Here is a 17,295-nt window from a genome sequence, read left to right as displayed (position 1 = left end):
GGGCGCGCTCGGGGATTGGATTCCGTCCCAACGCAACTGCCGTGATGTCGCGGCACCCGACCCGGACTCCCGAGGTCCCGGGCCCTGAATCCCGCCCCCTTTCCCGACGTTCTCCCCCGTCGCACAGTGAGGTGCAAGGAAAGATGGACCGCTCTTCTCTCTCCCGTTCGCGGAGATTCGCTCCCGCCGTGGCCCTGGCTGCGGCCGCGGCCCTGACGCTCGCCGGCTGCTCCAGCAGCTCGGGCGGCAAGAAGTCCGAGGAGAGCGCGGACGGCGCCTCCGCGGGCAAGGCCACCACCCCCCGGATGACCATCGCCCTGGTCACCCACCAGTCGCCCGGAGACACCTTCTGGGACATCGTCCGCAAGGGCGCCCAGGCCGCCGCCGCCAAGGACAACGTCAAGCTGGTCTACTCCGCCGACCCGAGCGCGGGCGGCCAGGCCAACCTCGTCCAGAACGCCATCGACCAGAAGGTCGACGGCATCGCCATCACCCTCGCCAAGCCCGACGCCCTCAAGGACGTCGTCGCCAAGGCGAAGGCGCAGAACATACCCGTCGTGGGCCTGAACTCCGGCGTCAGCGAGTGGCAGAAGCTCGGCCTCATGGAGTTCTTCGGCCAGGACGAGACGGTGGCCGGTGAGGCGCTCGGCAAGCGGCTGAACAAGGAGGGCGCCAAGAGCGCCGTCTGTGTCATCCAGGAGCAGGGCAACATCGGCCTCACCCAGCGCTGCGACGGCGTCAAGAAGACCTTCACCGGCAAGTTCCAGACGCTGAACGTCAACGGCGCGGACATGCCCTCGGTGAAGTCGACGATCACCGCCAAGCTCAGCCAGGACAAGTCCATCGACTACGTCGTCGCCCTCGGCGCGCCCATCGCGCTGACCGCGTCGCAGGCGGGGTCCGACGCAGGCAGCAAGGCCAAGGTCGCCACCTTCGACCTCAACAAGGACCTGACGACCGCCATCAGCAAGGGCACCATCGCCTTCGCCGTCGACCAGCAGCCCTACCTCCAGGGCTACCTGGCGATCGACTCGCTGTGGCTCTACAAGAACAACGGCAACTACATGGGCGGCGGCGAGCAGCCGGTGCTGACCGGTCCGGCCTTCGTGGACAAGTCGAACGTCGACACCGTCGCCAAGTTCGCCGCGAAGGGCACCAGGTGATGGGTATGACCCAGCACGCCGAGCCGGCGGTGACCACACCGCCGGCCCCCGGCCCCAGCCAGGCCAAGGACGGCCGGACCGCGGAACGACCGCTCGCCCTGCGGCTGTTGGCGCGCCCCGAGGTCGGGGTGTTCCTGGGCGCGGTGGCGGTGTGGGTGTTCTTCCTGATCGCTGCTCCGCCGGTGCGCGAGGGCAGTTCGATGGCGAACATCCTCTACCAGTCGTCGACGATCGGGATCATGGCGCTGCCGGTCGCCCTGCTGATGATCGGCGGGGAGTTCGACCTGTCCTCGGGTGTCGCGGTGATCACCTCGGCGCTGACCGCGAGCATGTTCGCCTTCCAGCTCACGCTGAACGTGTGGGTGGGCGTCGTCGTGGCGCTGCTGGTGGCGCTGGGGATCGGGTTCCTCAACGGCTGGCTGGTCGTCAAGACCGGTCTGCCGAGCTTCCTGATCACCCTGGGCACCTTCCTGATCCTCCAGGGCGTCAACCTCGCGGTGACCAAGCTGGTCACCGGGAACGTGGCCACCGACGACATCAGCGACATGGACGGCTTCGACCAGGCCAAGAAGGTCTTCGCGAACTCCTTCGAAGTGGCCGGCGTCCAGATCAAGATCACCATCATCTACTGGCTCGTCTTCGCCGCCCTGGCGACCTGGGTGCTGCTGCGCACCAAGTACGGCAACTGGATCTTCGCGGTGGGTGGGAACAAGGAATCCGCCCGAGCCGTGGGTGTCCCGGTGAAGTTCACCAAGATCAGCCTGTTCATGCTGGTCGGCTTCGCCGCCTGGTTCGTCGGCATGCACAACCTGTTCTCCTTCAACACCGTGCAGTCCGGCGAGGGTGTCGGCCAGGAACTCATCTACATCTCGGCCGCGGTGATCGGTGGCTGTCTGCTGACCGGCGGCGCGGGCTCGGCGATCGGGCCGGTGTTCGGGGCGTTCATGTTCGGCATGGTCCAGCAGGGCATCGTCTACGCCAACTGGAACCCGGACTGGTTCAAGGCCTTCCTCGGCGTGATGCTGCTGGGCGCCGTCATGATCAATCTGTGGGTCAGCCGCACCGCGACCCGGAGGTAAAAGCGCTATGACCACTGAAGAGACCGGCCCGCACGGCGCGATCCTCACCGACACCCCCGACGATGCCGTCGGCGGCGCGGACGGGGCGATCGTGGAGCTGCGCGGCGCGGGCAAGTCCTACGGCAACATCCGCGCCCTGCACGGCGTGAACCTGACGGTCCGTCCCGGCCAGGTCAGCTGCGTGCTCGGCGACAACGGTGCCGGCAAGTCCACCCTCATCAAGATCATCTCCGGCCTGCACCAGCACACCGAGGGCGACTTCCTCGTCGACAACAGCCCGGTGCGCTTCAGCACCCCGCGTGAAGCGCTGGACAAGGGCATCGCGACGGTCTACCAGGACCTCGCCGTGGTCCCGCTGATGCCGGTGTGGCGCAACTTCTTCCTCGGTTCCGAGATGACCAAGGGTCCCTGGCCGATCCGTCGTCTCGACATCGAGAGGATGAAGAAGACCGCCGACCACGAGCTGCGCGAGATGGGCATCGTCCTGGACGACCTCGAACAGCCCATCGGCACCCTCTCCGGCGGCCAGCGCCAGTGTGTGGCCATCGCTCGCGCCGTCTACTTCGGCGCCCGCGTCCTGATCCTGGACGAGCCCACCGCGGCCCTGGGTGTGAAGCAGTCCGGCGTGGTGCTCAAGTACGTGGCCGCCGCCCGCGACCGCGGCCTGGGCGTCATCTTCATCACCCACAACCCCCACCACGCCTACATGGTCGGCGACCACTTCAGCGTGCTGCGCCTGGGCACCATGGAACTGTCCGCTCCCCGCGACCGGATCACCCTGGAAGAACTCACCAACCACATGGCCGGCGGCGCCGAACTCGCAGCCCTCAAGCACGAGTTGAGTCAGGTCCGCGGTGTCGACACCGAGGCCCTCCCCGAAGAGCAAGACCTCACCGCGGCCACCCCCGGCGAGGGGAAGTCCTGAGATGGCGGCCTCACTCGACCGCATCCGTGTCGGTTCGGCCCCGGACTCCTGGGGCGTCTGGTTCCCCGACGACCCGGCCCAGGTGCCGTGGGAACGGTTCCTGGACGAGGTCGCCGAGGCGGGCTACTCCTGGATCGAGCTGGGGCCGTACGGCTATCTCCCGACCGACCCGGCCCGCCTGACCGACGAGATCGCGCGGCGCGACCTCAAGGTCTCGGCGGGGACGGTCTTCACCGGGCTGCACCGCGGCCCCTCGGTGTGGGAGTCGACCTGGGAGCACGTCAGCCAGGTCGCCGCGCTCACCCAGGCGATGGGCGCGCGGCACCTCGTCGTCATCCCGTCCTTCTGGCGGGACGACAAGACCGCCGAGATCCTGGAGCCGCCCGAGCTGACCCACGAGCAGTGGGCCCACCTCACCAAGGGCATGGAACGGCTCGGCCACGAGGTGAAGGAGACGTACGGGCTCGACCTCGTGGTCCACCCGCACGCCGACACCCACCTCGACACCGAGGACCACGTCGAGCACTTCCTGGACTCGACGGACTCCGAGCTCGTCAACCTCTGCCTGGACACGGGGCATTACGCCTACTGCGGCGGGGACAGCGTCAAGCTCATCGAGACGTACGGCGAGCGCATCGGCTATCTGCACCTCAAGCAGGTGGACCCGGAGATCCTCGCGGACGTCGTGACGAACGAGGTGCCGTTCGGCCCGGCCGTCCAGCGGGGGGTGATGTGCGAACCGCCGTCCGGCGTACCCGAGTTGGAGCCGGTGCTGGTGGCCGCGCAGAAACTCGGCGTGGAGCTGTTCGCCATCGTCGAGCAGGACATGTACCCGTGCGAGCCGGACAAGCCACTGCCGATCGCGGCGCGCACCCGTCAGTTCCTGAGGTCCTGCGGCGCCTGAAGGGATCACCATGACCGAGCGAGCCACGCTGGGCGTCGCCGTCATCGGCACCGGCAAGATGGGCGCCGACCATGTCCGTCGTATCCATGAGGTCGTGAGCGGCGCCCGGGTGAGCGCCGTCGTGGACCTCGACGCGGAACGCGCCAAGCAGATCGCGGCCCGCGTCGAGGGCTGCACCGCCTACACCGATCCGGCCTCCGCGATGGCGGCGGCCGACGTGGACGCCGTCCTGATCGCCTCACCGGGCCCCGCCCACGAGGCGGCACTCCTGCTGGCCTTCGAGCACGACCTGCCGGTGCTGTGCGAGAAGCCGCTCACCCCCGACGCGGCCTCCGCGCTGCGGGTCGTCGAGGCCGAGCAGAAACTGGGGCACCGGCGTGCCCAGGTGGGCTTCATGCGGCGCTACGACGCTGAGTACATGAAGCTCAAGTCCCTGCTCGGGACCGGCCAGTTGGGGCGGCCGCTCATGCTGCACAACCGGCACCGCAACGCCGCGAGCCCGCCCTTCTTCACCAGCTCCATGCTGATCAGCGACTCCGTGGCCCACGAGACCGACGTGACCCGCTGGCTGCTCGGACACGAGATCACGGCGGTCACGGTGCTGCGCCCGACCCCGACGGCGAACGCCCCCGACGACCTCCAGGACCCCCAGTTCGTCGTCTTCGAGACCGACGGCGGCGCCCTGTCCGACGTGGAGATCTTCGTCAACTGCGGCTTCGGCTACCAGGTCCAGGCCGAGGCGGTCTGCGAACGCGGCACCGCCCGCATCGGCGACGGCCACGCCATGGTCACCAACATGGCGGGGCGTTGGGGCGGCACCATCGCCCAGGACTTCGTCGAACGCTTCGCCGACGCCTACGACCGTGAGGTCCAGGCCTGGGTCGACGCCACCCGCCGGGGCGAGGTCACCGGCCCCAGCGTGTGGGACGGCTATGCGGCGGCCGCGGTGTGCGAGGCGGGCGTACGGTCGCTGAACGAGGGCGGCCGGGTGCCGGTGGAACTCGTGGAGCGACCCGGGCTGTACGGCTGACTCCGCGCTGTACGGGGGAGTTCGGTGAAGTTCCCCCGTGCTCGCTACGTACTCGGTGAATCGCGGTATCCGCGTGACCCCCTGTGCGACCATGGCGCGGCTGTCCTCGGCGGGGCGGCGAGGGGGTGGTCATGGGACTCGTACGGATACTGCTGCCGTTGCCGCGTGCGGCGGCCCGGCTGGCGCCGGAGAGGGGCGGACCGCTGCTCGGGGCGGCACTGTCGTACTGCGTCACGCCCTCCTGGGCCGGGCTGCGGTCGCCGTCGCCCGAGCGGCGGCTCGCCTGGGCCGAGGAAGCGGTCGCGGTCTACCGCGCGACGGCCGACGCCGACGGGCTCGGCCGCGCTCTGGCGCTGCGCGCCCACGCGTTGCTGCTGTCCGGCCGGTACGAGGAGGCGTGCGCGGCCGTGGCCGACGCGGTGGCCGTTCCCGGGGCGCAGGCGTCCCCGGCACTGACCGCCTTCGCCGACGATGTGCGGGCACAGGCCCTCGCGGGAGCCGGCCGGACCGAGGAGGCCGTGTCCGTGGCACGCGCGTGCGTGGAGGCGTACCGCGGGCTGTCCGGCTCCGAACGCCGGGAGCGGGCGCTCGGCAGTCTGCCCGGCGCACTGCGCACCTACGGGATGCTGCTCGCCGTGGTCGGCCGGACCGAGGAGTCCGTGGCGGTGTACGAGGAGTGCGCGGCGCTCCTCGCCGCCATGTCGCTCAGGGAGCTTTCCCACGTCGAGCTGGTGCGGCCGCGGGTGCTGGCCGAACTGGTCGGCGGGCTGCGGGCGTCGGGGCGCCACGAGGACGCGCTGGGCGTGGGTCCCGAGGCCAGGGAGGCGCTGCGCGGCCCCGTCGCGTGGGCTGTCCCGGAGATCGTCCTGCCCCTGCGGGTACGGCTCCTGGTGGACCTCGCCCGCTGCCACAGCGCCACCGGTGCCCCGGCCGAGGCCCGCGCCTGCGCCGTGGAGGCGGTGGCCGAGGCCCGCAGGCCACTCGGCGCGAGCGCCTTGTCCTCGGCCCTGACCTGCCTCGCGGATGTCCTCGGCGAACTCGGCGAGGCCGACAAGGAGTCGGGCATCCGCCGAGAACTCGGTGACCTGGACCCCGACTTCACGGCGGATCGGTCCGGGGGCTAGGTCGGACCGGCCGGATGGGGCCGGGGGCCTCCAGAGCTGCTACGTGCTCACAGGGAGGTTGCGGCGGGACGCCGACCGAGGCCAAGGCCCGGACCGGTCAAACAGGCCCCCCCGGGACGGCCCTCAGGCCTCCCGGAGGGTGCTGTCGGCCCACCCGGATGCCGCGGTGGGACCTGGGCGGGGGCCGAGGCTCGGGCCATGCGACTTTCCCGGCGCCGGGCGGAAGCAGAGTCCGGGACCCACCCTGCGTCGCGGTCCGGCCCCTTCGACGGTTTCAGGACCTGGCGTACCGCGGCCTCGGCTCGAAGCCTGCCGCTCGGTACGCGGAGTCGATCAGTGTCATCGTCGACACCGCGTCGTCCGGGTCCAGTGGCAGCGGGGCGCCCCCGCGCACCCGGTCGGCGAAGGCCTCCAGCTGGTAGGTGTACGACGACCGGGTGCCGAGCCGCTCGGTGCGCTCGCCGGCCGCCGTGCGCACCACGACACGGTCGTCCGTGTGCGGCAGCACGAAGTTCGGTGCGAAGGCCTCCCCTTGCGAACCGATGATCCGGCAGCTCATCTCCAACCGGTCGTACGCCATGTGGCAGCGCGCGGACCCGGTCGCGCCGCCCGGGAAGGCCAGGTCGGCGTCCAGCCACTCGTCGACGCCCGGTGCGCCCGCCCGCTCCCCGCCGCGCGCGGAGACCAGCCGCGGCGCGCCGCCCGCCCAGGGGGCCAGCACGCGCAGCGCGTGCAGGCTGTAGCAGCCGAGGTCCATCACCGCCCCGCCGGCCAACGGCAGCGACCAGCGCGGATCGGAGTCCGCCGGCGCCGGGATCGCGACCATGGTCTCCACATGCCGCAGCTCCCCGATCTCCCCGCTCGCGAGAACCTCGTGCAGGCGCCGGGTGACCGGGTGGAACAGGTAGTGGAAGGCCTCCATGAAGACCGTCCCGGCCTTCGCGGCAGCCTCCCGCACCTCCGCGGCCTCCTCGGCGTTGCTCGCCGACGGCTTCTCGCTCAGCACGTGCTTGCCGGCGGCGAGCGCCTCAAGGTTCCACGGCCCGTGCAGCCCGTTGGCGAGCGGGTTGTAGACCACCTCGACCTCGGGGTCGGCGATCAGTTCGGCGTACGACCCCGCCACGCGCTCTACTCCGTGCTCGGCCGCGTAGGCCTCGGCGCGGGCCCGGTCGCGCGCGGCCACCGCCACGACCCGGTGGCCGGTCGCCCGGGCGGGGCCGATCAGCGAGGCCCCGCTGATCCGCGCGGCTCCCAGGACTCCGATGCGCAGCGGTTCGTTCATGTCTGCCGTTCCTCCTCCGTCGTGGCAGGTCCGTGGTCCTGCCGGGTCAGTGTCCCCCGCGCGGGTGGGAAGTGGCGGCGCACGAGCTCCTGGGCGTGCGCCACCGTGCACTCGACGAGCTCGAACGCCGGCAGCCCGCCGACGTAGTAGGTGCGGTGCCGGCCCTGCAGCGCGTCGAGCCGGTCCAGCGCGCCGCCTGCGAGGTCGGCGCTGCCGAAGTGCGGCATGAACGCCCACTCGCGCTGCAGACGTACCTCCTCCAGCCGCCCGCCGAGGGCCGCGACGTCCTCCCGCAGCAGCGCGGTGACGTCGCCGGGGCGGCCGTAGGAGTAGAAGGTCCGCACCTCGCTGCCCGGGTAGCGGTGGTGGTACGAGACACAGTGGCCGGACGTCTCGCGGCTCTCGGTGTGGGCGGCGAGGAAGTAGAAGGCGTCCCCGGGGAGGCCGGACGCCGCGGCGAGGGTGGTGTGGTAGGCGTTGCTGCGGATCCGCGCGGTGAGGTCGCGCTCCTCGTCGGTGGCGTCCAGGACCGGCAGGACCCGGTCCGGCGCGACCGCGAGCACCACGTCGTCCGCCTCGACCGGGCCCGAGTCGGTGCGCACCCGCACCCCGTCCTCGCGGCGCTCCACCGACGTCACACGCACCCCGCACCGCACGTCCTTCAGCTCCTCCGCGACCCGCCGCCACAGCGTGGCGAACCCGCCCACGACGGTGAAGTCCCCCGGATGGCCGAGGAGTTCGGGCCCGGGGTCCAACAGCCCGGTCATCTCCGCGTACTTGACGAAGTACAGCGCCGGGATGTCGTCGTCGAGGTGGCCGTACCCGGCCGCCGTGAAACCGGTGCCGAAGGAGTCGGCCATGGACCCGAGCCCGTGCTCGGCGAGCCAGTCGGCGACGGGAGCGGCCAGCGCCCGCGCGGAGTGGGCCAGCCCGGGTTCGCCGATTCGGGGGAACTCCCGCTCCCGCAGCGCCCGGTAGCGCTGGAGGGAGCCGTCGCGCAGGAACGCCATCGACTGGCGGACGGCGCGTCCCCCGGTGTCGAGGACGCGGTACCGGCTGGTGCGCTCCGTCGCCACGTCCAGTTCGGTCAGCAACTGAGCGATCCGTTCGTACCTGTTGGTGCAGATGTGCCCGCCGAGATCGAAGGCGTGCCCGTCGATGTGCACGCTCTGGCACTTCCCGGCCACCGTGGCCTGCTCCTCCAGTACGGTCACCCGGTGCCCGGCGCGCTCCAGTTCGCGGGCGGCGGCCAGGCCGCTGGGTCCCGCGCCCACGACGGCCACGGTTCGGGGGCCTGCGGTGCCGCGTAACTCCTGCATGCTCGTGACTCCTGGGTCGGTCGGACGTGGGAGGCTCTCATGGTCGTACGGAGAGATCACGTGACCGTAAACGGGTGTCGCGGGCGGGGCGTTCACCCCGCCGTGGTCCGGGCACGGGGGCCCGGGCCACGGCGGCGGGCTCAGGCGGAGCGGACCTCGGCGATCGTCACCGGGCGGTGCTCGTGCAGGGACAGCGTGCACGCCTCGGCGATCCAGCCCGCCTCCAGGGCGTCCGCGACGGTGCACGGCGAGGGCCGGTTGCCGGCCACGACCTCGGTGAACGCGGTGAGTTCGGCGCGGTAGGCCGCCGTGAAGCGGTCCATGAAGAAGTCGTGCGGGGTGCCCGCCGGGAACGTCACGCCGGGCTCGACCGAGCGCAGCGGGAGCTTGTCCTCCAGGCCCACCGCGATGGAGTCCGTGAAGCCGTGGATCTCCATGCGGACGTCGTAACCCCGGGCGTTGTGGCGGGAGTTGGAGACCACCGCGATCGTGCCGTCGTCGAGGGTGAGGATCGCGCCGGTGGTGTCGGCGTCGCCCGCCTCCTTGATGAAGTCGGCGCCCCGGTTGCCGCCGACGGCGTACACCTCGACGACCTCGCGGCCGGTCACCCAGCGGATGATGTCGAAGTCGTGCACCGAGCAGTCCCGGAAGATGCCACCGGAGGCGGCGATGTACGCGGCCGGCGGCGGGGCCGGGTCCAGGGTGGTCGAGCGCACGGTGTGCAGCTTGCCCAGCTCACCGGCCTGGACGGCGGCCCGCGCGTTGACGAAACCGGTGTCGAAGCGGCGGTTGTAACCGATCTGGATCGGGACGTCGCTGCCCTCGACGGCCTTGAGGACCTGGACGCCCTCGCTCATGTGCTTGGCGACGGGCTTCTCGCAGAAGACGGGGATGCCGGCCTCGACGCCGGCCAGGATCAGCCCGGGGTGGGCGTCCGTCGCGGCCGCGATGACGATGCCGTCCACGCCGGCGGCCAGCAGGGCCTCGGGCGAGTCGACGACCTCGCCGCCGAACCGGTCCGCGGCGGACTTGGCGGCCTGCGCGAAGGGGTCGGTGAGCACGAGCGACTCGACCGCGTCGAGTCCGGAGAGGGTCTCGGCGTGGAAGGCGCCGATGCGGCCGAGGCCGAGGATTCCGATACGCATGGGGGTGCAGCTCCTTGAGGGTTGGTGCGGGGGTGCTAGTCGAGGCCGCCGAGGACGTTCTGGTCCCAGTCGATCACCGATCCGGTCACCACGCCCGACCGGTCGGACAGCAGGAGGACCACGAAGTCGGCGATCTCGTCGGGCTGGCCGAGCTTGCCCATCGGGAGCCTGGCCGCGGCCTCCTCACGCCAGTCGTCGCCGGCGCCGTGGAAGGTCTTCTGGGTGGCGTCCTCGCCCTCGGTCGCCGTCCAGCCGATGTTCAGGCCGTTGATCCGCACCCGGTCCCAGCGGTGCGCGTGCGCCGCGTTGCGGGTGAGACCGATCAGGCCGGCCTTCGCGGCCACGTAGGGCGCCAGGAACGGCTGCCCGCCGTGCGCCGAGGAGGTGATGATGTTGACGACCGTGCCGGACGCTCCCCGGCCGACCATGTCCGCCACCGCCGCCTGCATGGCGAAGAACGGCGCCTTCAGGTTGATCGCGATGTGCTGGTCGAACAACTCGGGCGTGGTGTCGAGGAGCGTGCCCCGGGAGGTGAGCCCGGCGGAGTTCACCAGGCAGTCGACCCGGCCGTACGCCTCCACGACCCGGGTGACGGAGGTCTTGGCCTGCTCGGCGTCGGCGAGGTCGGCGCGGACGAACAGCGCCTTGCCGCCGGCCGCCTCCAGCTCCGCCACCAGCGCCTCGCCGGGCTCGGGGCGGCGGCCGGTGACGGCCACGACCGCCCCCTCACGGACGGCGGCCCGGGCGATGGCGGCACCGACCCCCTGGCTGCCGCCGTTGACGAGGACGACCTTGTCGTCGAGAAGTCCCATGAACGTGCCAATACCTTTCAGCCGTGGTGATTCAGCTAGTGCGCCGGTCGGCACACGCCCGCAGCTCGTCCCTCAGCGTGCGCGGGGTCCAGCCCTCGGCGAGCGCCCGTCGTACGAGGTCCGCCTGGGAGGGCGGGGCGAGTCCGTCGACCGGGGGGTCGCTGTCGAGGTTGGTGGGGAAGGGGTAGCCCTCGGCGCTCGCGGCGATCACGTTGTCCAGCCACTCCGCGTCGGCACCCTCCGCCTTCCGCCGCAGCAGCGCGGGGTACACGGCGTTCGAGACCGCCTCCCGGTCCACGGTCTCCATGGCGCGTCCGAAGGCCGAGGACACCTGGAGCAGGTTGGCCATGCGCCGCACGTCGGTGGTGCGGTTGGTCCCGGCCGCGTGGAACAGCGCCGGGTTGAAGAAGACGGCGTCGCCCTTCGCGAGCGGCAACTGGACGTGGTGCTCCTTGAAGTACGCCTGGAACTCCGGCCGCCGCCAGGCCAGATACCCGGGCTCGAACAGCTGCGAGAACGGCAGGTACAGGGTCGGCCCCGACTCCACGGGCATGTCGCAGTGCGCGACCGCGCCCTGGAGCGTGAGCACGGGGGAGAGCCGGTGGACGTGCGCCGGATAGGCCGCGGCCGCCTCGTCGGAGAGGAAGCCGAGGTGGTAGTCGCGGTGCACGGTCTGCGCGAGGCCGCCGGGGTTGACCACGTTGACCTGCGAGGTGACCTGGTAGCCGGGGCCGAGCCAGGCCTCGGACACCAGGGCGACGACGGGGTTGGCGTAGTAGTCGGCGAACGCCGCCGGGTCGTAGAGGGCGGCCTTCTCCAGCGCGTTCCACACCCGCTCGTTGGCGCCGGGCTTCGCGAAGTGGTCGCCGGCGGTCGTGCCCGCCGCGTACTGCTCGCGGATCAGCGAGTCGAAGACCTCGGTGAACCGGTCCACGACCGCGTGATCGGGAAACGCCCCCCGACAGACGACGACCCCGGGGCCGTCGGTCAGGGCGCGCACCAGCTCCTCCTGCACCTCGCGGCGGTCCTTGGCGCCGAGGACGCGTCCGGTGTCGTACAGCAGGACGTTCCGGTCCACGGCACTCGCGTACGGGTAGTCGGCGGGGTCGGCCGTCCGCTCGACGAGAGCGCGGAACGAGCCGAGGTCGCAGTCCTGCTCGGACAGCCAGGCGCGGCGGTGTACGGCGGTGAAGGACATCGGCGTCCTCTCGGTGACAGGGGCGACTCAGCGCTGTCATTCTTGTCATGACAAAGGCGTCGAACAACCAGCAGGCAGCCATCAAAAACCCCTCAAGGAGCAGGCGCGTGGGCCACCCCTATCCGATCCGGGAGATCGCACGTCAGGCGGGACTGAGCGAGGCCACCGTCGACCGGGTCCTGAACGGCAGGGGAGGGGTCCGGGAGAACACCGCCCGCGAGGTCCGTCAGGCGATCACCGACCTGGACCGGCAGCGCACCCAGGTCCGGCTGGTCGGCCGCACTTTCATGATCGACATAGTGATGCAGACGCCGGAACGCTTCTCCACGGCCGTCCGTGCCGCCCTGGAGGCCGAGCTGCCCGCGCTGCACCCCGCCGTGCTGCGCTCCCGCTTCCACTTCCGGGAGACCGGCCCGGTGGCGGAGCTGACGAAGACCCTCGACCGGATAGCCCGGCGCGGCTCCCAGGGAGTGATCCTGAAGGCCCCGGACGTCCCCGAGGTCACGGCGGCCGTCGGCCGGCTCGCGGAGGCGGGCATCCCCGTGGTCACCCTGGTCACCGACCTGCCCTCCACGGCCCGCCTCGCCTACGTCGGCATCGACAACCGGGCCGCGGGAGCGACCGCCGCCTACCTCATGGGCCAGTGGCTCGGCGACCGCCCCGGCAACGTCCTCACCAGCCTCAGCAGCGGCTTCTTCCGCAACGAGGAGGAGCGCGAGATGGGGTTCCGCAGCGCCATGCGCACCCGGCACCCCGAGCGGGCACTGGTCGAGATCGCCGAGGGCCAGGGCCTGGACGCCACGCAGTACGACCTCGTCCGGGCCGCGCTGGAGCGGGACCCGGAGATCCGCGCGGTCTACTCGATCGGCGGCGGCAACATCGCCACGCTCAGGGCCTTCGAGGACCTGGGCCGGGAATGCGCGGTCTTCGTGGCCCACGACCTCGACCACGACAACGACCGGCTGCTGCGGGAACATCGCCTGTCGGCCGTGCTGCACCACGATCTGCGCCAGGACATGCGGGAGGCGTGTCACATCGTGATGCGGGCGCACGGGGCGTTGCCGCCGGCCGGTCCGACGACACCTTCGGCGATACAGGTGGTGACGCCGTACAACATGCCGTACTGAAGGGGCCGTGCTGAAGGGCCGTGCTGAAGGGGCCGTATTGAAGGGGCTCCTCCTACACGTCCACCCACGCACCGCTCTGCGCGGACCGCGCCATCGCGTCCAGTACGGCGGCGCTGTGCACGGCGTCCTCCAGCGTGGCCCCGTACGGCGTGCCCTCGGCGACCGAACGCAGGAAGCGGTACGCCTCCACGACCTTCAGGTCGTCGTAGCCCATGGCGTTGGCCGCGCCCGGCTGGAAGGCGCCGAACTCGCCGTCGCCCGGGCCGACATACACCGTGCTGACCGGCTGGTCCTGGTAGCGGCTGCCGCGGCTGATGCCCAGCTCGCCCATACGGCGGAAGTCCCAGAACACCGCGCCCTTCGTGCCGTGCACCTCGAAGCCGTAGTTGTTCTGCTCGCCGACCGAGACCCGGCAGGCCTCCAGGACACCCCGGGCACCGGAGGCGAAACGCAGCAGGCAGTTGACGTAGTCCTCGTTCTCGACCGGCCCGAGCTCCCCGGTGGCGAGGGTGTGCCCGGCGGTGGCGCCGGTGGGGCGGGCCCGCTCCGGTACGAAGACCGCGGTGTCGGCCGTGAGGGAAGCGATGTCCCCGAGGAGGAAGCGGGCCAGGTCGGCGCCGTGCGAGGCGAGGTCGCCGAGCACTCCGCTGCCGCCGCGTTCGCGTTCGAAGCGCCACGTCAGGGCACCCTGCGGGTGGGCCGCGTAGTCGCTGAAGAGCCGGACGCGGACATGGGTGACCGTGCCGATCTCCCCGGAGGCGATCAGCTCTCGGGCGGCCTCGACGGCGGGGGCGTTGCGGTAGTTGAAGCCGACCGCGCTCCGCACCCCGGCCCCGGCCGCCGCGTCGGCCACCGCCCGGGCGTCCTCGGCGGTGAGACCGACCGGCTTCTCGATCCAGATGTGCTTGCCGGCCTCAGCCATCGCCACGCCGATCTCGCGGTGCAGGAAGTTGGGCGCGGTGATGCTGACCGCCTGGACGCGGGGGTCGGCGGCGACCTCCCGCCAGTCGCGGGTCGTCGAGGCGAACCCGAACTGCGCGGCGGCCTCCTCGGCCCGCCCCGGCACGTCCTCGGCGACCGTCACGAGCTCCGGACGCAGGGGGAGCCGCGGGTAGTGGTGCGGGACACGGGCGTACGCCTGGGTGTGCACCCGCCCCATCCAGCCGAATCCGACGACGGCGACGCCGAGCGTGTCCACCATGACTGACAGCCCCTCTTTGGACCGGTCCATAATCTGTCCAGGTCACCTTGGGTGCCGTCTTCGCCTGCTGTCAAGCCTTCCCGACCCTTTGACAACCCGCGGGGCGACATGGAACGGTCCATATCCATGAGAGCGCCGACGATCCGCGATGTGGCCGACCGGGCCGGTGTCTCGAAGTCGCTGGTCTCCCTCGTGCTGCGGGGCTCCGACCAGGTGCGTCCCGAGAAACGGGAGGCCGTGCTGCGGGCTGTGCGCGAGCTGGGCTACCGCCCGAACGCCGCCGCCCGAAGCCTCAGCGAGCAGCGCACCCGCACGGTCGGCGTCCTCCTGAACGACCTGCGCAACCCGTGGTTCGTCGACCTGCTCGACGGTCTCAACTCCCTGCTCCACGACAACGGCCTGCGCATGCTCCTGGCCGACGCGCGTCTCAACCGCCGTACCGGGCAGGACCCGGCGGGCCCTTTCCTGGACCTCGGGGTGGACGGCCTGATCGTGGTCGGCACGCTGCCCGATCCCGCCGCGCTCGGGGCGGTGGCCGAACGCCTCCCGGTGGTCGTGGCCGGCGCCCGCGAACCCGGGCTGCCGGGGGTGGACGTGGTCGCCAACGACGACGAGCGCGGCGCCCGCCTGGTCACCGAGCACCTGATCGGCCTCGGCCACCGCCGTGTCGCGCACATCGCGGGATACGGGGCGGTCGGCGAGCTGCGCCGGGGCAGCTTCGAGGCGACGATGCGGGCGCACGGCCTCGCCGGGGAAGCGGTCGTCGAACCGAGCGACATGACCGAGGAAGGCGGCTACCGCACGACGGTCCGGCTGCTGAGCCGCCCCGACCGGCCGACCGCCGTCTTCGCCGTCAACGACATCGCCGCGATCGGCGCGGTGTCGGCCGCCGAGGAACTGGGCCTGACCGTCCCGCGCGACCTGTCCGTCGTCGGCTACGACAACACCAGCATCGCCCGGCTGCGCCACGTCTGGCTCACCACCGTCGACAACGCCAGCCACGAGGTCGGCCGCCGCGCGGCACGCTGTCTGCTCGACCGGTTCGAGGGGCGCGGGGGAGCGGGGCGTACGGATCTCGCGACGCCGGTCCTTGAGGTCCGGGGGACGACGGCGGCCCCGCCGGAGGGACAGTGACGGCGGTCAGAGGTTGATCGCGTACGCCTTCCGCAGCGTCTCGTGCACCGTCCACGTCGTACGGTCGCCCTCGCGCAGTACGGCCATGTCGCCTGGCCCCACGTTCAACGTCGGCCCGCCCTCGACCTCGATGGTCGCCGAGCCGCTGATGACGACGAACAGCTCGTCCGCCTCCGTGTCGGTGACGACGCCCGGCGTGATCTGCCAGATACCCCGGAGCTGACGCCCGTCCTGCGACTCCCACACCACCTTCCCGGTCACCTCGGGCGTCCCGGAGACGATCTGCTCGCGGGCGAGGGGCTCGGATTCGAGCTCGGCGTCGGGGATGTGCAGTACGAAGCTGTGGTCCATGAGGCGACCCTAGCGAGATCGTTCCCGGCCCGTCCGTCGACAGTGTGCGCAGTGCCGGCGCAGGTGGGCGGACACTCCGTCGCGAACTGGCGGCACCTCGCGGTCCGGGTGATCGTGGAGGGCATGGCCGACACCGAGGCTGCCGCGTCCCGGCCGCAGCAGCACGACACCCGCGAGGCCGTGCTGTTCGGCGGCGTCTACGGCTCGGTCCTGGCCTGCTCCATGGTCGCCGCGCTCACCCAGTACGGGCACACCTCCCGGGACAGCCGCCGCTACGACGCCGCGTGGCTCCTGGTCACCGCCCTCGCCTCCGCGCTCGCGCACGGCTACGCCCACTACATCGCCGAGCGCGCCCCGCACCGCCGCTGGGACGCCCTGCGCACGCTGGCCGACGAGTGGCCCCTGGTCGCGGCCGTCCTGCCCACGGGCGTCGTCCTGATCGGCGCCGGCTGGGGCTGGTGGCCCGCGAAGGGCGTCGAGTACCCGGCCTTCGCCCTCAACATCACCCTCCTGTTCACCCTCGGCCTGGTCACGGCCCGCTGGTCACATCGCTCGTGGCCGGCCGCGGTCAGCATCGGGGTGGGGGACGCGATGCTGGGCGTGGTGGTCGTGGTGGCGAACGCGGTGATCAAGTAGGCGGGTCCAGCTGTTGCGTCGATCGATGGCTGCCGATGGCTTTGGTGGGCGACGTCCGGCCGGCACCCGCTTGCCTTCCCCATCACCTCCCGCCGGTCGCCGTAGACCAACCACCGGCCGCCCACCAATACAGCGGACAAAATTGTTGACAATGTTGTCTGGCTAGATTTACGTTCGACAGGCACTCACTCAGGGAGGGCAACGATGCCGAAAGAAGCCCGTCCGAGCACCGGGGAGCAGGCCAAGCGGCACGCGTTCGCGCAGCTGCGGCAGGCGATCCTGCACGGCGAGATGGCACCGGCGCAGCGGCTGGTGGAGAACGAGCTCGCCGAGCAGTTCGGTGTGACACGGGCCAGCATCCGGGCGGCACTCATCGATCTGGAGGCCCAGGGCCTCGTCGAGCGGATCCGCAACCGGGGTTCCCGGGTGCGGGTGGTGACCGTCGAGGAGGCGGTCGCCATCACCGAGTGCCGCATGGTGCTCGAAGGGCTGTGCGCGGCCAAGGCGGCGACCCTGGCCAGCGACGAGCAGCTCGCCGAACTGACCGAGCTGGGCACGGCGATGACCAAGGCCGTGGCCGACGGCGAGCCGGTGACCTACTCCGAGCTCAACCAGGAACTGCACACCAAGGTGCGGGAGTTCTCCGGCCAGCAGACCGCCGTGGATCTGCTGGAGCGGCTCAACGCCCAACTGGTACGCCACCGCTTCCAGTTGGCGCTGAGGCCGGGACGCCCGCAGCACTCCCTGAACGAGCATCTGGCGATGATCGAGACGATCAGGGCCAGGGACCCGCAGGCGGCCGAGAAGGCCGTCCGTGCCCACCTCGCCAGTGTGATCGAGGCGTTGCGCGACTGAGCCGCGCGAG

At 71.4% G+C, this 17,295-nt stretch carries 17 protein-coding genes; 10 read left to right on the top strand and 7 right to left on the bottom strand.

Translation table 11 applies throughout. The annotated features are described in order from the left end of the window. Positions 1 to 143: 143 nt before the first annotated feature. The 6 genes from D1369_RS04965 (at position 144) to D1369_RS04940 (ending at position 6,225) form a co-directional block, all read left to right on the top strand. Entirely contained in the window at positions 144 to 1,163 is a 1,020-nt protein-coding gene (locus D1369_RS04965; protein WP_007386245.1) for a sugar ABC transporter substrate-binding protein, read from the top strand. Beyond that, positions 1,163 to 2,242: an ABC transporter permease gene (locus D1369_RS04960; protein WP_007386246.1), complete on the top strand. Its 1,080-nt coding sequence runs from the start codon at positions 1,163 to 1,165 to the stop codon at positions 2,240 to 2,242. The genes D1369_RS04965 and D1369_RS04960 overlap by 1 nt, the downstream gene beginning before the upstream one ends. Before the next feature lie 7 nt (positions 2,243 to 2,249). Next, on the top strand, positions 2,250 to 3,167 hold the full coding sequence (locus D1369_RS04955) for an ATP-binding cassette domain-containing protein (protein ID WP_118082288.1): 918 nt from the start codon (positions 2,250 to 2,252) through the stop codon (positions 3,165 to 3,167). Between the two features lies 1 nt (position 3,168). Next, positions 3,169 to 4,071, top strand: coding sequence for a sugar phosphate isomerase/epimerase (locus tag D1369_RS04950; RefSeq protein ID WP_007386247.1), 903 nt, complete (start codon positions 3,169 to 3,171; stop codon positions 4,069 to 4,071). Between the two features lie 10 nt (positions 4,072 to 4,081). Then, on the top strand, positions 4,082 to 5,101 hold the full coding sequence (locus tag D1369_RS04945; protein ID WP_007386248.1) for a Gfo/Idh/MocA family oxidoreductase: 1,020 nt from the start codon (positions 4,082 to 4,084) through the stop codon (positions 5,099 to 5,101). Positions 5,102 to 5,232: 131 nt separating this feature from the next. Further along, on the top strand, positions 5,233 to 6,225 hold the full coding sequence (locus D1369_RS04940; protein ID WP_118082287.1) for a hypothetical protein: 993 nt from the start codon (positions 5,233 to 5,235) through the stop codon (positions 6,223 to 6,225). A 274-nt stretch (positions 6,226 to 6,499) separates the two neighbouring features. Here D1369_RS04940 and D1369_RS04935 read toward each other — a convergent pair whose 3' ends face one another. From D1369_RS04935 to D1369_RS04915, 5 genes are all read right to left on the bottom strand, one after another. Then, positions 6,500 to 7,507, bottom strand: a complete 1,008-nt coding sequence (locus D1369_RS04935) for a Gfo/Idh/MocA family oxidoreductase (RefSeq protein WP_118082286.1) — start codon at positions 7,505 to 7,507, stop codon at positions 6,500 to 6,502. Then, positions 7,504 to 8,826, bottom strand: a complete 1,323-nt coding sequence (locus D1369_RS04930) for an FAD-dependent oxidoreductase (RefSeq protein WP_007386250.1) — start codon at positions 8,824 to 8,826, stop codon at positions 7,504 to 7,506. The genes D1369_RS04935 and D1369_RS04930 overlap by 4 nt, the downstream gene beginning before the upstream one ends. A gap of 140 nt (positions 8,827 to 8,966) precedes the next feature. Then, positions 8,967 to 9,971 (bottom strand): Gfo/Idh/MocA family oxidoreductase, encoded by a 1,005-nt coding sequence (locus tag D1369_RS04925; protein ID WP_007386251.1) that lies wholly within the window; start codon positions 9,969 to 9,971, stop codon positions 8,967 to 8,969. Between the two features lie 35 nt (positions 9,972 to 10,006). Further along, entirely contained in the window at positions 10,007 to 10,783 is a 777-nt protein-coding gene (locus tag D1369_RS04920) for an SDR family oxidoreductase (protein ID WP_007386252.1), read from the bottom strand. 31 nt (positions 10,784 to 10,814) lie between these two features. Beyond that, positions 10,815 to 11,981, bottom strand: a complete 1,167-nt coding sequence (locus D1369_RS04915; protein WP_007386253.1) for a phytanoyl-CoA dioxygenase family protein — start codon at positions 11,979 to 11,981, stop codon at positions 10,815 to 10,817. 107 nt (positions 11,982 to 12,088) lie between these two features. Between D1369_RS04915 and D1369_RS04910 the strand changes: the two genes are divergently transcribed. Further along, positions 12,089 to 13,108, top strand: coding sequence for a LacI family DNA-binding transcriptional regulator (locus tag D1369_RS04910; protein ID WP_007386254.1), 1,020 nt, complete (start codon positions 12,089 to 12,091; stop codon positions 13,106 to 13,108). Positions 13,109 to 13,160: 52 nt separating this feature from the next. On the opposite strand, the gene D1369_RS04905 is transcribed toward D1369_RS04910, so the two are convergent. Continuing rightward, entirely contained in the window at positions 13,161 to 14,309 is a 1,149-nt protein-coding gene (locus tag D1369_RS04905) for a Gfo/Idh/MocA family oxidoreductase (RefSeq protein WP_037902146.1), read from the bottom strand. A 126-nt stretch (positions 14,310 to 14,435) separates the two neighbouring features. On the opposite strand from D1369_RS04905, the gene D1369_RS04900 reads away from it, so the two are divergent. Beyond that, entirely contained in the window at positions 14,436 to 15,443 is a 1,008-nt protein-coding gene (locus tag D1369_RS04900) for a LacI family DNA-binding transcriptional regulator (protein ID WP_007386256.1), read from the top strand. Between the two features lie 6 nt (positions 15,444 to 15,449). Here D1369_RS04900 and D1369_RS04895 read toward each other — a convergent pair whose 3' ends face one another. After that, positions 15,450 to 15,794 carry a cupin domain-containing protein gene (locus D1369_RS04895; RefSeq protein ID WP_007386257.1) on the bottom strand — a complete coding sequence of 115 codons (345 nt, stop codon included), beginning with the start codon at positions 15,792 to 15,794 and terminating at the stop codon, positions 15,450 to 15,452. 123 nt (positions 15,795 to 15,917) lie between these two features. Between D1369_RS04895 and D1369_RS04890 the strand changes: the two genes are divergently transcribed. Beyond that, positions 15,918 to 16,430: a hypothetical protein gene (locus D1369_RS04890; protein ID WP_037903915.1), complete on the top strand. Its 513-nt coding sequence runs from the start codon at positions 15,918 to 15,920 to the stop codon at positions 16,428 to 16,430. Positions 16,431 to 16,634: 204 nt separating this feature from the next. Next, a complete protein-coding gene (locus tag D1369_RS04885) occupies positions 16,635 to 17,285 on the top strand; it encodes a GntR family transcriptional regulator (RefSeq protein ID WP_007386259.1) in 651 nt (216 codons plus the stop codon). Positions 17,286 to 17,295 lie beyond the last annotated feature (10 nt).

Origin of the sequence: Streptomyces sp. CC0208 (genome assembly GCF_003443735.1) — a bacterium.
GTDB lineage: Bacteria > Actinomycetota > Actinomycetes > Streptomycetales > Streptomycetaceae > Streptomyces > Streptomyces sviceus.
The sequence above is the reverse complement of the archived record's forward strand: the minus strand, read 5'-3'. Positions and strand labels throughout refer to the sequence as shown.

Coding starts and splice junctions, on each gene's coding strand:
- D1369_RS04965 (WP_007386245.1), top strand. CDS start 144: ATGGACCGCTCTTCTCTCTCCCGTTCGCGGAGATTCGCTCCCGCCGTG.
- D1369_RS04960 (WP_007386246.1), top strand. CDS start 1,163: ATGGGTATGACCCAGCACGCCGAGCCGGCGGTGACCACACCGCCGGCC.
- D1369_RS04955 (WP_118082288.1), top strand. CDS start 2,250: ATGACCACTGAAGAGACCGGCCCGCACGGCGCGATCCTCACCGACACC.
- D1369_RS04950 (WP_007386247.1), top strand. CDS start 3,169: ATGGCGGCCTCACTCGACCGCATCCGTGTCGGTTCGGCCCCGGACTCC.
- D1369_RS04945 (WP_007386248.1), top strand. CDS start 4,082: ATGACCGAGCGAGCCACGCTGGGCGTCGCCGTCATCGGCACCGGCAAG.
- D1369_RS04940 (WP_118082287.1), top strand. CDS start 5,233: ATGGGACTCGTACGGATACTGCTGCCGTTGCCGCGTGCGGCGGCCCGG.
- D1369_RS04935 (WP_118082286.1), bottom strand. CDS start 7,507: ATGAACGAACCGCTGCGCATCGGAGTCCTGGGAGCCGCGCGGATCAGC.
- D1369_RS04930 (WP_007386250.1), bottom strand. CDS start 8,826: ATGCAGGAGTTACGCGGCACCGCAGGCCCCCGAACCGTGGCCGTCGTG.
- D1369_RS04925 (WP_007386251.1), bottom strand. CDS start 9,971: ATGCGTATCGGAATCCTCGGCCTCGGCCGCATCGGCGCCTTCCACGCC.
- D1369_RS04920 (WP_007386252.1), bottom strand. CDS start 10,783: ATGGGACTTCTCGACGACAAGGTCGTCCTCGTCAACGGCGGCAGCCAG.
- D1369_RS04915 (WP_007386253.1), bottom strand. CDS start 11,981: ATGTCCTTCACCGCCGTACACCGCCGCGCCTGGCTGTCCGAGCAGGAC.
- D1369_RS04905 (WP_037902146.1), bottom strand. CDS start 14,309: ATGGTGGACACGCTCGGCGTCGCCGTCGTCGGATTCGGCTGGATGGGG.
- D1369_RS04900 (WP_007386256.1), top strand. CDS start 14,436: ATGAGAGCGCCGACGATCCGCGATGTGGCCGACCGGGCCGGTGTCTCG.
- D1369_RS04895 (WP_007386257.1), bottom strand. CDS start 15,794: ATGGACCACAGCTTCGTACTGCACATCCCCGACGCCGAGCTCGAATCC.
- D1369_RS04890 (WP_037903915.1), top strand. CDS start 15,918: ATGGCCGACACCGAGGCTGCCGCGTCCCGGCCGCAGCAGCACGACACC.
- D1369_RS04885 (WP_007386259.1), top strand. CDS start 16,635: ATGCCGAAAGAAGCCCGTCCGAGCACCGGGGAGCAGGCCAAGCGGCAC.